Origin of the sequence: Kitasatospora sp. NPDC007106 (assembly GCF_040634455.1) — a bacterium.
Taxonomy (GTDB): Bacteria; Actinomycetota; Actinomycetes; order Streptomycetales; family Streptomycetaceae; genus Kitasatospora; species Kitasatospora arboriphila.
Window position 1 is genome coordinate 14,579 of the sequence record NZ_JBEYFP010000031.1, and the last position, 13,160, is coordinate 27,738.

Consider the following 13,160-nt stretch of genomic DNA (forward strand, 5'->3'; position numbering starts at 1 on the left):
GGTGCGCCGGCCGTGCGGGCGGCCCGGCCGGCGCCCGCGTCAGCCGTGCAGCAGGGCGGGCACGCCGTCCGCGTCCGGCAGGTCGTCCGGGCCGGAGAGCACCGTGAGCCGCTGGGTGGCCCGGGTGAGCGCCACGTACAGCACCCGCAGGCCCGCCTCCGACTCCCCCGCGATGCCGGTCGGGTCGGCGACCACCGTCGCGTCGTACTCCAGCCCCTTGGCCTCCAGGCTGCCCAGCGCCACCACGCGGTCGCCCAGGCCCTCCGCCCAGCCGGCCGCCTCCGCCCGGCGGTCCATCGGCACGACCACCGCCACGGTGCCGTCCACCTCGCCCAGCAGCCGCTCCAGCTCGACCCGGGCGGCCCGGCCGAAGGCCTCCGCCCCGGCCTCCCGGACGGCCGCGAACCGCGGCACGACGCCCGTCGACCGCACCGCGCTCGGCGAGGGCGTGCCCGGCGCCGCCAGCGCCAGCACCTTCGCCGCCACCTCGGCGATCTCGGCGGGGTTCCGGTAGTTCACGGTCAGCGTGTGACGGCGGCGCGGCTTGCCGGCGAGCACCTCGTCCATCGCGGACTGCGCCTCCTGCGGGAACGGCCAGGAGGACTGCGCCGGGTCGCCGACGATCGTCCAGGTCGCCATCCGCGCCCGGCGGCCGATCATCCGCCACTGCATCGGGGTGAGGTCCTGCGCCTCGTCCACGATCACGTGCGCGTACTCGGTGCGCTCCACCGGGACGCGCTCGCGCCGGCCGTAGGAGCGCTCCGCGTACGTGGTGAGCTCGTCCAGCCCGGACAGCATGTCGACGGCGTCCACCTCGCGCACCTTCGGCCGGGCCGGCTCGCCGAGCAGCACCTGCAGCTCGTCCACCAGCGCCACGTCGTGCGCCGACAGGGCGCCCCCGCCGCGGGCGTCCAGGTGCCGCCAGGAAGCGGCCAGCAGCCGGGCCTCCTCCGGGGTCACCGCACGCCGGGCGATCCGGTTGGTGTGCCGCGGGTGGCGCAGGGTCGCCAGCACCCGGCGCGGGGTCACCGGCGCCCACCAGGCGTCCAGGAAGTCCAGGAACGCCGACTCGTCCGAGACGTACTCGTCGAAGGCCTCCCGCTCGTCCTGGCGCTGCTCCCGCTCCGAGTGGGTGGTCGGCTTCGGCAGGTGCCGGGTGAGGTCCTGCCACAGGGCGTCCAGCAGCAGCCGGCGGGCCCTCGGGCGCAGCAGGTTCAGCGGGGTGCCGCCACCGCCGACGACGGTCGCGCGCAGCGCCTTCAGCCGGCCGGCGTCCAGCCGCAGCGACTCACCGCGGGCGAAGACCCGCAGCTCGGTCGGCGCATTCAGCTCCAGGGCCGCCCGGGCCGCCCGGCGCAGCAGCTGGACCATCCGGCCCGACCCCTTGATCCGGGCCGTCTCCGGGGTGTCGTAGCGCTCCGCCTCGATGCCGTCGACCAGGCTGCCGACCGCCCGGATCGCCACCTGCCCCTCCTCGCCCAGCGAGGGCAGCACGCCCTCGGTGTACGAGACCAGCAGCGGGGTGGGGCTGACCACCAGGATGCCGCCCGCGTACCGGCGGCGGTCCTGGTAGAGCAGGAACGCGGCCCGGTGCAGGGCGACCGCGGTCTTGCCGGTGCCCGGACCGCCCGTCACCAGGGTGGCGCCGGCCGCTGCCGCCCGGATGACCTCGTCCTGCTCCTTCTGGATCGAGGAGACGATGTCGCGCATGGTGTGGCTGCGGGCCCGGCCCAGCGAGGCCATCAGTGCGCCGTCGCCGACCACCGCCAGCTCCCGGCCGTCCAGGGTGGGGGTCAGGTCGGGGCGCAGCAGGTCGTCCTCGACGCCGATCACCTTGCGGCCGCGGGAACGGATCACCCGGCGGCGGATCACCCGGCCCGGCTCCAGCGGGGTCGACCGGTAGAACGGCGCCGCGGCCGGCGCCCGCCAGTCGATCACCAGCGGGCCGTACTCGGCGTCGAGCACGCCGAGGCGGCCGACGTGCAGGGTCTCCGCGACGGCCGGGTCGGCCGGGTCCATCGGGGTCTGCGAGGGGATGCCGTGCTCCTCGGGCGCGTCCGCCTGCTGGAGGTCGATCCGGCCGAACAGGAAGTCCTCGAACTCGCTGTTCAGCCGCTGCAGGTGCGCACCGGCCCGGTAGACCTGGGCGTCGCGCTCGGCGAGCGCGCCGGGGGTGCCGACCTGCACGCGTTTGGCGGCGTCCTCGAGGATGTACTCGGCCTCGGCGAGCTTCTCCTCCAGACGCCGGTAGACGGTGTCGAGGTGGCTCTGCTCCTCGGCGATCTCGCGGTCGCGGACGGAGTCGGTGGTCTCTGGTGTGGTGTGCATGGGCCTCGGGGGGTACGGCGCGGGCGGGAGCGGCGGACGGAAGATCCTACTCCTTGCCGCCCCCGCCAGGTCGCCGGGACCACCCAGGTGCACCACGACGGGGACGCGGGGAACCTGCACGGACCGAAGCGAGCCAAAACAGGGGCGCGGGGAACTGCGCAGTCCGGGGCCGGGCATCCCGACGGAACAGGGCCCGCCCCTGATCCGTACGGTGACCCGCTCCCACACTGCGCGGTTCCCCGCGCCCCTGATCTCGACTCCCCCGATCGGCAGGCTTGCCCCCGAGCTAGTCCTCGTCGCCGTACTTGGTGTCCGGGGCCGGGACGGGGTCGACGGCGAGGCGGTAGCCGCGTTTGACGACGGTGGCGATCAGGCGGGGCGTGCCGAGGGCGGCCCGCAGCCGCGCCATCGCCGTCTCCACCGCGTGCTCGTCGTCGCCGCTGCCCGGCAGCGCCCGCAGCAGTTCGCTCCGCGGCACCACCCACCCCGGCCGCCTCGCGAGCGTCCGCAGCAGGGCCATTCCGGCGGGCGGCACCGGCCGCAGGTCGCCGTCGACGAGGGCGGCCTGGCCGCGCAGTTCGAGGGTGTGTCCGGCGACGGCGAGCCGGCGGGCCCGGTCGGGGAGCCGGGCGGTGAGGGTCTGCACCATGGCCCCGAGCCGCATCCGTTCGGGCCAGACGGTGGCGATGTCGAGTTCTTCGAGCGGGGCGGCGGTGACCGGTCCGACGCAGACCGGCAGGACGTCGCGCCGCAGCGCGTGCAGCAGCTCGGCGGTCTGGCCGCGTTCGGCGGCGCGGTCGAGGAGGCCGAGGGCGGCGGGGGCGGAGGTGAAGGTGACGGCGTCGAGGGAGCCGCTGCAGGTGGCGTCGAGGAGCCGGTCGACGGGTCCGAGGTCGAGCGGCGGCAGCCAGCGGTAGACGGGGACCTCGACGACCTCGGCGCCGGCGGTCGTGAGCGAGTCGACGAAGTCGCGCAGCGGGGCGCCGTGCAGCTGGACGGCGATCCGGCGGCCGTCGACGCCCTGGTCGAGGAGCCGTTCGAGCACCTCGACGGAGGACTCCGACTCGGCGGACCAGGCTTCGCGCAGTCCGGCGGCGCGGATGGCGCCCTTGGCCTTCGGGCCGCGGGCCAGCATCTCGGCCTTGGCGAGACTGCCGACGAGGTCGTCGAACAGGTCCCAGCCCTCGGCGGCCTCGATCCAGCCGCGGAAGCCGATGCCGGTGGTGGCGACGGCGATGTCCGGCGGGTCGGCGATCAGGGCGCGGGTGGCGGCGAGGAGTTCGGTGTCGTCCGCGAGCGGGACGATCCGCAGGGCGGGTGCGCGCAGCACGGTGGCACCGCGGCGCTGGAGGAGGGCGGCGAGCTCGTCGGCGCGGCGGGCGGCGGTGATGCCGATGGTGTAGCCGGCCAGCGGCGGGGCGGTGTCCTGCGACGGTACGAGGGCGGCGGTCGCGACGGCGGTGCGGTCGGCCATGGGCTGACGTCCTTCGTGGAGCGCCCCGGGGCCGTCGGCGTGCCTCGAGGGCGTGCCGCTCGCTGCGGTCCCTGCAGGGCCGTGGCGGGCGGCGGGTGGGTGGGTGGACCGTCATCGTCCCGTGCCGGGGTGTCACCGCCGGGTCGGTCCGATTTCCGGCTTGTTTCGCAGGTGAGGGCCGGTCCGCGGGTGCGGACCGGCCCTCGGTGGCGATCAGACCCGGGCGAGTGCCGGGGCCTGGGCGCCGGTGGGGGCGGCGGCCGGGCGGCGCAGGTAGACCGCCCAGGTGAGGGCGAAGCAGACGGCGTAGGCGGCGAGGAAGGAGACGAAGGCGGGGGTACCGCTCTTGGTGGTGAGGAAGGACTGGCGGAAGGCGAGGTTGATGAACAGGCCGCCGAGGGCGCCGACCGCGCCGATCACGCCGATCGCGGCGCCGGACATCCGGCGGGACCAGGCGGCCGCGTCCGCGGGGGTGTCGCCGGCGGCGATCCGGTCCTGGGCCTTGGCCTCGAAGATGCCGGGGATCATCTTGTAGGTGGAGCCGTTGCCGATGCCGGCGAAGACGAAGAGCGCGATGAAGCCGACGAGGAAGACCGGCAGCGACTTGATCGAGGAGGCGTAGGTCACCACCGAGGCGGCGGCGGCCATCGCGACGAAGTTCCAGAAGGTGATCCGGGAGCCGCCCCAGCGGTCGGCCAGCCAGCCGCCGACCGGGCGGATGACCGAGCCGAGCAGCGGGCCGATGAAGGTGAGCTGGGCGGCCTGCAGCGGGGTCCGGCCGAACTGGTTCTGCAGGACGAGGCCGAAGGCGAAGGAGAAGCCGATGAAGGAGCCGAAGGTGCCGATGTAGAGCACCGACATCAGCCAGGTGTGCCTCTCCTTGAGGATGGCCTTGAAGGTGCCGGTGTCGTTGCTGAGCTGGGCCAGGTTGTCCATGAACAGGGCCGAGCAGAGCGCCGCGACGGCGATCAGCGGGATGTAGATGCCGAGCACCAGGCGGGGCGAGGTGGCGCCGGCCCAGGTGATCACGGCGAGCGCGACCAGCTGGATGACGGGGACGCCGATGTTGCCGCCGCCCGCGTTGAGACCGAGCGCCCAGCCCTTCTTCCGGAGCGGGAAGAAGGCGTTGATGTTGGTCATGGAGGAGGCGAAGTTGCCGCCGCCGACACCGGTGAGGGCCGCGACCACCATGAAGGTGGTGTAGGAGGTGCCGGGGTGCATCACGTACGCCGCGGCGATGCTCGGGACGAGGAGCAGCAGCGCGGAGACGATCGTCCAGTTCCGGCCGCCGAACCGGGCGACGGCGAAGGTGTAGGGGATCCGGACGAAGGAGCCGACCAGGGTGGGCATGGCCACCAGGAAGAATTTGCCGGCCGGGTCGATGCCGTAGCCCTTGCCCATGAAGAGGACCATGACGGACCACAGGCTCCAGATCGAGAAGCCGATGTGCTCGGAGAACACCGAGAAGATCAGGTTCCGGTTGGCGACCTTGCGGCCGGTGCGCTCCCAGAATTCGGTGTCCTCGGGCCGCCATTCCTGGATCCAGCGGCCGCCTGTTCTGCGCTGGGCTGTGTCGCTCATCGGTCTCCCCTTGCGTGCCGGTGCCTGCCCTGCCCGTGCTGTCATCGATGACGCTAGGAGCCCATGGTTTCGGGATCGTTGTGGTCTGTGAAGCCTGCGGAACCGTCCTCTCACCCGCCGCCGGCCGCCGGTGTGAGGGTCCGGAGACACACGAAGGCCGCCCTCCGGGAGTGGAGGACGGCCTGGGTGCACATGGGATGGTGGAGATGCCGGGAATCGAACCCGGGTCCGATGGAGTGGATTCAGGACTTCTCCGAGCGCAGTCCGCTGTGCTTTTCTCGGCCCCGGCAGTCACGCGGACAAGCCGCCGACGGGCCCAGCTACTGTTTGGCTTCCCTCCCGCCCCCGTAGCCGGGGCGGTTGGTTGAGTTCCCTAGATTATGCCAGGGTCCGGGTCGGGAACTCCCCGGTCTGACACCCTATTCGCTCGCTGATCAGGCAGCGAGAGCGAACTGCGGGGTATCGCGCTTGGTGTTGGCGATTATTTTTTTGCGACACGTGGTTAACGAGATCATTGCCGCGTTCCTCGGCTCGCTTCTCCTGTTTCGACTACCACCGTCGAAACCGATCATCCCCATGTTGATTTGACAAACAGCTCCGGTGGGCGGGGCCCTCCGGCGGTGCGATTGCCATGGTACGCGGTCGGCCCCCGGAGGGTCCAGCGCATTACCGGGCGGCGGGGCGGGCCCCTCCGACGGGCCGGGCCGGAGGCCGGGCCGGGGTCAGACCGCGCGCTGCTTGCGGCGGGCCGCGGCGATCGCGCGGTCCGACTCACGCCGGTCCTGCTGCTCGCGCAGCGTCTGGCGCTTGTCGTACAGCTTCTTGCCGACCGCCAGGGCGATCTCCAGCTTGACCCGGCCGTCCTTGAAGTACAGGGAGAGCGGGACGAGCGTGTGGCCCGTCTCCTTCACCTTCGACTCCAGCTTGCGGATCTCCAGCTTGTGCAGCAGGAGCTTGCGCTTGCGCTTCGCCGAGTGGTTCGTCCAGGTGCCCTGGGTGTACTCCGGGATGAACAGGTTGTCGACCCAGGCCTCGTGCCCCTGGATGTAGGCGTACCCGTCGACGATGTTCGCCCGGCCCTCGCGGAGGGACTTCACCTCGGTACCGGTCAGCACCATGCCGCACTCGTAGGTGTCGAGGATGGTGTACTCGTGCCGCGCCCGCTTGTTCTGCGCGATGACCTTGTTGCCCTTTTCCTTTGCCATAGCGCCGACATTCTCGCACCTCGGCGACGTCGGGGGCAGTCCTTTTGCGCGCGGGTGGCGGGCGTGCCGGGCCGGCGGGCCGCCGGAGGTCCGATGCGGGGCCGGTGCGGGCCGAGGCGCGCCGCTGCGGGGCCGTGGCGGCCCGGCGGATCAGCGGCGCGCGCCCAGGCCCGCGAGGACGTGCAGGGCGAGGTCGGCGGCGCCCTCCGGGGCGGCCGAGACGTCGGGCTGCAGGCCGGTGCCGTCGGGCGAGCGGCCCTCGGGGGTGTAGTAGCGGCCCACGGTGAGCTCCACCACGCCGCCGTCCGCCAGCCGGCTGGGCTGCTGCACGGTGCCCTTGCCGAAGGTTCTGGCGCCCACCAGGACGGCCCGGCAGCGGTCCTGCAGGGCGCCGGCGAGCAGTTCGGCGGCGCTCATCGTCCCGCCGTCCACCAGCACCACCAGCGGGGTGGCGGTGTCCCCGCCGGAGGCGGCCGTCAGCTCGCGCCGCACCCCGCGGGACTCGTAGGAGGCGACCGGCCCGCCGTCCAGGAAGACCGAGGCGGTGCCGACCGCCTCGTCGACCAGGCCGCCGGAGCTGCCGCGCAGGTCCAGCACGACCGCCCGGGCCCCCTGGGCCGCGATCCGGACCTGTTCGGCCACGCCGCTGGTGAAGGCCCGCACGGTGATCCGCGTCACGCCGTCGGGCAGCCGCTCGACACCGACCTCCTGGGCGGCCAGTAAGGCCCGCCCCAGCACGACCTCGCGCGGGGCGGCCGCGCCGCGCGAGACGGTGAGCGCCACCGTGCGGTCGGTCGGGGCACCGGCGCTGCCGCGCAGCCGGGCCACCACCTCCGTCACCGGCAGGCCGTCGGCCCGGGCGCCGTCGACCGCGACCAGCCGGTCCCCGGCCGCGATGCCGGCCCGGGCGGCCGGGCCGCCGGGCTGCACGGCGGAGACGGCGGTCGAGCCGTCCCTGCTGCGGTCCACCGAGAGCCCCACGCCGAGGTAGCGGCCGCGGACCAGGTCCGCGTACTGGTCCGGGCTCAGGTAGGCGGCCCAGCGGTCGCCGCTCGCGTCGACCAGGGCCTCGGCCTGCTGCGGGCTGAGGTCGGCTCCGGTGACGTCCCGTCCGGCGGCGAGCCGTGCGGCGGCGTCCATCGAGGGCGGCAGCGGCACCGTCAGCGGCTCGCCCCAGGCGCCGCTCGCGGCACCCGCCATCAGGACGACGCCGAACACCAGGGTGAGCGCGGCTCCCTGGCGTACCCGACGGTGGCTTCCCGGCATGCGACGGAGTCTAGGCGGCACGGCCCCGCCGGGGCGACGGAACGCCCGGGTACGACGAGGGCGGCCCCGGACGGCGCAATGCCGTCCGGGGCCGCCCGGGACCTCGCAGGTCAGACCTTGAGGTACTTGCGCAGGGTGAAGAAGGCCGCGATGCCGGCCATCGCCATGCCGACCACGACCAGCAGCGGAATCACCGTCAGGACCGAGGACAAGCCGATGAACTGGATGAACAGCACCCGCTTCGCCAGCCAGTGCTGGACGAAGAAGTGGCCGAGCAGCAGCAGGCCGGAGGCCATCACCGCGCCGAGCAGGGCGGAGAACGCGGCCTCCGCGATGAACGGCATCTGCACGTAGAAGTTCGAGGCACCGACGAGGCGCATGATGCCGGTCTCGCGCCGTCGGCTGAAGGCCGACACCCGGACGGTGTTGACGATCAGCAGCAGCGCCACGAAGAGCATCAGCACCATGATGACGAAGGCGGCGGTCTGCAGACCGTTCAGCAGGCCGAAGAGGTTCTCCAGGATCCGGCGCTGGTCGTCCACCGACTTCACGCCGGGCTTGCCGGCGAAGGCGCTCTGGATGACGTCGTACTTGGTCGGGTCGCTGAGCTTGACCCGCCACGACTGCGGCATCGCCTCCGGACCGACCGCCGCGAGCAGCGGGTTGTCCGGGTTCGACTCCTTCCAGTGCTTGTACGCCTCGGGGGCGGTCTCCAGGGTGGCCTTCTGCACCAGCGGGGTCATCTTGTCGAGCTGCGCCTTGACCGCGGTCACCTGGTCGTCGGTGGCCGCACCGCTGGCGCACTGCGCCGAGGCCGCCATGTCGAACTTGGTGCAGAACGAGATGCTGACCTCGACCTTGTCGTACCAGTAGCCCTTCATCGAGTTGACCTGGTCGCGGACCAGGAGGCTGCCACCGGCAAGGGCGAGGGACAGCGCGACACTGACGATGACCGCGATGGTCATCGTCAGGTTGCGGCGGAGGCCGATGCCGATCTCCGAGAGGACGAACCGGATACGCATGCTTCTCTCAATCCAGGGTCGGTGCAGGCTGGGCGGTCAGGCGTGACGACGGGTGGCGGCTAGTTCTGGTAGCCGTACACGCCGCGGGCCTGGTCGCGGACCAGCAGCCCCTTGTCGAGTTCGATCACGCGCTTGCGCATCTGGTCGACGATGGCCTGGTCGTGCGTGGCCATCAGCACCGTGGTGCCGGTGCGGTTGATCCGGTCGAGGAGCTTCATGATGCCGACCGAGTTCTGCGGGTCGAGGTTTCCCGTGGGCTCGTCCGCGATCAGCAGCATCGGGCGGTTGACGAAGGCCCGGGCGATCGCCACGCGCTGCTGCTCACCACCGGAGAGCTCGCCGGGCATGCGGTCCTCCTTGCCGCCGAGGCCGACCAGGTCGAGCACCTCGGGCACCACCTTGGCGATGGCGCTGCGCGGCTTGCCGATGACCTCCAGGGCGAAGCCGACGTTCTGCGCGACCGTCTTGTTCGGCAGCAGGCGGAAGTCCTGGAAGATCGTGCCCAGCTGGCGGCGCATGTGCGGCACCTTCCAGTTGGACAGCTTGCCGAGGTCCTTGCCCATCACGTGCACGGCCCCGGTGCTGGGGCGCTCCTCGCGCAGGCAGAGCCGGAGGAAGGTCGACTTCCCCGAGCCGGACGAGCCGACCAGGAAGACGAACTCGCCCTTCTCGATCTCCAGCGAGACGTTGTCCAGGGCAGGACGGTTCTGCTTGGGATAGGTCTTGGAGACGTTGTCGAATCTGATCACGGCTGCATCACGGAGGCCATCCTAGGTGGGCCCGTCCGCGCCCCGGACCGGGAGCGGCGGTCGAAGCGGCATCCTCCCCGACCGCTCCAGGTCTGGGACCATACGCGAACCACGGCCCGACCCGCAGTCCCGGGTCGGGTACCGACCGATGATTCGTCGGGGATTGTTCCCGTCTGTCCGGAATTGGAAGGTGGGATTTGTGCGCGCTATCTCACAATCACACCGGAGAACGCCCCCTCTGCGGGGGCCGAGCGCCCGCGAACCTGGCACAGTGGAGAGACGGACGGAACCATCGGCCCGTCCGGTGCGTTTGCAGTGACAGCAAGGAGGAGATCGCATGACCTGCGACCATCTGGTGTGCGCCAACTGCAACGGCCGCGTGAGCGAGGGCCGGTGCCCGGTGTGCCGCGCCAACCGGGCCCGCATGCAGGAGCAGCAGGGCCCGTTCGCCGCACTGACCCCGGCGACCCTGCTGGCCCTGATCGCGGCACTGTTCGCGGTGGCCCTCATCGCCCGGCAGGCGCTGGCCTGAGACCAGGAACGCCCGAAGGCCCCCGGAGCCGAGCTCCGGGGGCCTTCGTCGTAGATCTGGGATCAGCCGGCGGTCTCCCGCTGCCTGCGCCGGCGGATGCCGGCCTCGATGCCGTGCCGAACGCTCACCTCGCCCGGCGTCCGCACCCGATCAGCTGGCGGTCTCCCGCTGCTTGCGCCAGCGGATGCCGGCCTCGATGAAGCCGTCGATGTCGCCGTCCAGGACGGCCTGCGGGTTGCCGACCTCGTGCTCGGTGCGCAGGTCCTTGACCATCTGGTACGGGTGCAGGACGTAGGAACGCATCTGGTTGCCCCAGGAGCTGCCGCTGTCCTTGAGGGCGTCCATCGCGGCCTTCTCCTCCTGGCGGCGCCGCTCCAGCAGCTTGGCCTGGAGGACGTTCATCGCCGAGGCCTTGTTCTGGATCTGCGAGCGCTCGTTCTGGCAGGAGACCACGATGCCGGTCGGCAGGTGGGTGATGCGCACCGCGGAGTCGGTGGTGTTGACGCCCTGGCCGCCGGGGCCGGAGGCGCGGTACACGTCGATGCGCAGGTCGCCCTCGTCGATGTCGACGTGGTCGGACTGCTCGACGACCGGGAGGACCTCGACGCCGGCGAAGGAGGTCTGCCGGCGGCCCTGGTTGTCGAACGGGGAGATGCGCACCAGGCGGTGGGTGCCCTGCTCGACGGAGAGGGTGCCGTAGGCGTACGGCGCCTTGACGGTGAAGGTCGCGGACTTGATGCCGGCCTCTTCGGCGTACGAGGTGTCGTAGACCTCGGTCGGGTAGCCGTGCCGCTCGGCCCAGCGCAGGTACATGCGCATCAGCTGCTCGGCGAAGTCGGCGGCGTCGACGCCGCCCGCCTCGGCACGGATGTTGACCAGGGCCTCGCGGGCGTCGTACTCGCCCGACAGGAGGGTGCGGACCTCGAGCTCCTCGACGGCCTTCTTGACCGACTCCAGCTCGACCTCGGCCTCGACGCGGGTGTCCGCGTCGTCCTCGGCCTCGGCCAGCTCGAACAGGACGCCCAGGTCGTCGACCCGGCCGCGCAGGGTCTCGAACTTGCGCAGTTCGCCCTGGAGGAACGAGAGCCGGCTGGTGACCTTCTGCGCGTTGGCGACGTCGTCCCAGAGGGTCGGGGCGGCTGCATCCTCCTCCAGGGTCGCGATGTCGGCCCGGATCTTGTCCAGGTCGAGGACGGCCTCGATCGACCCCATGGTCGTCTCGAGGTTCTTGAGCTCTTCGGAAGGATCGACGGCTGCCACGCCTCAAGCGTAATGGTTCGCGGAGACCGTTCGGCTACACCGGGGGTCCGAGGGCCGCCGCGGGCCCTCCCGCGGCGGCGTGGGCGGGCCCGGCGGCGGGCGGTTCGGCGGCGAAGGCGCTGTACGCGGCGGCCGCGCCGGCCAGCAGCAGCACGGTGGCGATCAGCACGGCGAGCATCCGGCGGCGGCGCACCAGCCGGCGGCGCCGGTGGCTGGTGACCGGGGCCGCGGAGCGCTGCGCGCGGGACTCGGCGGCGTAGGAGGCGAGCTCCTGCGGGGAGGGCCGGCGCAGGCTGGTGTGGGTGTCGCGGGTGGAGTCCGGCGAGGGGGCGGGGACGAGCGGCACGGCCGGGCCGCGCCGGCGGCGGTGGGTGCCCGTCCCGGCGTCGACCTCGGCGTACACCGCCTCGCCGGGGGTCGGCACGTCCTCGACCGGGCCGCGCTGGGCGGGGACGGCGAGCGGCGGCAGCCCGGCGAGGACCGGCAGCTGCTCGCGCAGCCGGGAGGCCAGCTCGGCGGCGCGCAGCCGGGAGGCGGGGGCCTTGGCCAGGCACTCGGAGATGATCCGCCACAGGCCGTCCGGCATGCCGGGGACGGGCGGGACGCTCTCGGTGACGTGGCGGCGCAGCACGGCGCCGGTGTGGCCGCCGCCGAAGGGCGTGAAGCCGGCCAGCAGCTCGTAGAGCACGGTGGCGAGGGCGTAGATGTCGACGGCGGCGCGCGGTTCCAGGCCCTCGATGATCTCGGGGGCGAGGTAGTCGGGGGTACCGATGATCCGGGTGGCCCGGGTACGGCGGGGGGCGTCGACGAGGCGGGCGATGCCGAAGTCGGTGAGCTTGGCCCGGGGGGCGCCGCCGGGTCCGGGCGGGGCGGCGAGGTCGAGCAGCACGTTCTCGGGCTTGACGTCGCGGTGGACGATGCCGGCGGCGTGCGCGGCGGCCAGGCCGTCGGCGACGTCGGCGATCACCGAGGCGGCGGCGAGCGGGGGGAGCACGCCCTCGCGCTCCAGCCGGGTGCGCAGGTCGGTGCCCTGGACGAGGTCCATGACCAGGGCGAGGTCGCTGCCGTCCACGACCATGTCGTGCACGCCGACCACCCGGGGGTGGTCGAGGCTGGTGAGGGCGGCGCGCTCCTGGACGAAGCGGCCGACCAGGACCTGGTCGGAGGCCAGGTCCTCGCGCAGCAACTTGACGGCCACCGGGCCGTCCGGGCCCTCGCCGAGCCAGACGGTGCCGGCGGAACCCCGGCCGATCACCTGGTGGACGGTGTAGCGGCTGCCGATCTTGCGTGCCAATGCTGCTCCGTGGGCTCGGTAGGTCGGTGCTCGACGACCAACCTACGCGCCCGGCGGCCCTCCGGGGGGCGCCGGAGGGCCGTCGGGGACGGTCGTTTCACGGAAAGTTCGTGAATTGTCGACAAAGTGCCAAAATCACCGCCCTGACGGACCGTCGGCTGCTCACCGACCGCCGTTCAACCCGCTGATCCAGTCGCTCGCGCTGGCGAACCAGCTCTTGACGTTCTCCCAGTACACCGGCAGGTCGGTGAAGTTCCACAGCGCCACCGCGGCGATCGCCAGGATCAGCAGCACCATCAGGCAGCCCTTGAGGCAGCCGAGGCCCGGGATGTACATCCGGTTGCGGCTGCGCGGCCGCGGCTCCCGGCGCGGGGCCGGCTCGCGGCGGGGCGCCGGGGCCGGCTCGGGGCGCCGCTGCGGGGCGGGCTCCTGCCGGCGCTGCGGGGCCG

Annotated in this window: 10 protein-coding genes, 1 other RNA gene and 1 pseudogene; 1 reads left to right on the plus strand and 11 read right to left on the minus strand. The window is 72.7% G+C overall.

Going from position 1 to position 13,160, the window contains the following annotated elements:
- Nucleotides 1-39: 39 nt before the first annotated feature.
- The 8 genes from ABZ641_RS05955 to ftsE form a co-directional block, all read right to left on the minus strand.
- Nucleotides 40-2,328: a UvrD-helicase domain-containing protein gene (locus ABZ641_RS05955; RefSeq protein ID WP_344623417.1), complete on the minus strand. Its 2,289-nt coding sequence runs from the start codon at nucleotides 2,326-2,328 to the stop codon at nucleotides 40-42.
- A 286-nt stretch (nucleotides 2,329-2,614) separates the two neighbouring features.
- The gene (locus ABZ641_RS05960; RefSeq protein WP_344623416.1) at nucleotides 2,615-3,802 is read right to left on the minus strand and encodes a uroporphyrinogen-III synthase; all 1,188 of its coding nucleotides are present in this window, start codon (nucleotides 3,800-3,802) and stop codon (nucleotides 2,615-2,617) included.
- Nucleotides 3,803-4,015: 213 nt separating this feature from the next.
- Complete coding sequence (locus ABZ641_RS05965) at nucleotides 4,016-5,383, minus strand: nitrate/nitrite transporter (protein WP_344623415.1); 1,368 nt, start codon at nucleotides 5,381-5,383, stop codon at nucleotides 4,016-4,018.
- Between the two features lie 198 nt (nucleotides 5,384-5,581).
- Nucleotides 5,582-5,959: a transfer-messenger RNA gene (ssrA, locus tag ABZ641_RS05970) on the minus strand.
- A gap of 146 nt (nucleotides 5,960-6,105) precedes the next feature.
- Entirely contained in the window at nucleotides 6,106-6,588 is a 483-nt protein-coding gene (smpB, locus tag ABZ641_RS05975) for an SsrA-binding protein SmpB (protein WP_263105154.1), read from the minus strand.
- Between the two features lie 150 nt (nucleotides 6,589-6,738).
- Nucleotides 6,739-7,854, minus strand: a complete 1,116-nt coding sequence (locus ABZ641_RS05980) for a S41 family peptidase (protein ID WP_359979492.1) — start codon at nucleotides 7,852-7,854, stop codon at nucleotides 6,739-6,741.
- Between the two features lie 110 nt (nucleotides 7,855-7,964).
- Nucleotides 7,965-8,876 (minus strand): permease-like cell division protein FtsX, encoded by a 912-nt coding sequence (gene ftsX, locus ABZ641_RS05985; protein WP_344623413.1) that lies wholly within the window; start codon nucleotides 8,874-8,876, stop codon nucleotides 7,965-7,967.
- A gap of 59 nt (nucleotides 8,877-8,935) precedes the next feature.
- On the minus strand, nucleotides 8,936-9,625 hold the full coding sequence (gene ftsE, locus ABZ641_RS05990; protein ID WP_344623412.1) for a cell division ATP-binding protein FtsE: 690 nt from the start codon (nucleotides 9,623-9,625) through the stop codon (nucleotides 8,936-8,938).
- Nucleotides 9,626-9,962: 337 nt separating this feature from the next.
- Here ftsE and ABZ641_RS05995 point away from each other — a divergent pair, with 337 nt between their 5' ends.
- The gene (locus tag ABZ641_RS05995; RefSeq protein WP_263105151.1) at nucleotides 9,963-10,157 is read left to right on the plus strand and encodes a hypothetical protein; all 195 of its coding nucleotides are present in this window, start codon (nucleotides 9,963-9,965) and stop codon (nucleotides 10,155-10,157) included.
- Between the two features lie 150 nt (nucleotides 10,158-10,307).
- On the opposite strand, the gene prfB is transcribed toward ABZ641_RS05995, so the two are convergent.
- The 3 genes and pseudogenes from prfB to ABZ641_RS06010 form a co-directional block, all read right to left on the minus strand.
- The gene (gene prfB / locus ABZ641_RS06000; protein WP_344623411.1) at nucleotides 10,308-11,417 is read right to left on the minus strand and encodes a peptide chain release factor 2; all 1,110 of its coding nucleotides are present in this window, start codon (nucleotides 11,415-11,417) and stop codon (nucleotides 10,308-10,310) included.
- 34 nt (nucleotides 11,418-11,451) lie between these two features.
- Nucleotides 11,452-12,711 carry a protein kinase gene (locus tag ABZ641_RS06005; protein ID WP_359979497.1) on the minus strand — a complete coding sequence of 420 codons (1,260 nt, stop codon included), beginning with the start codon at nucleotides 12,709-12,711 and terminating at the stop codon, nucleotides 11,452-11,454.
- 162 nt (nucleotides 12,712-12,873) lie between these two features.
- Nucleotides 12,874-13,160 (minus strand): annotated as a pseudogene (locus tag ABZ641_RS06010) (serine/threonine protein kinase); the annotation flags it as partial.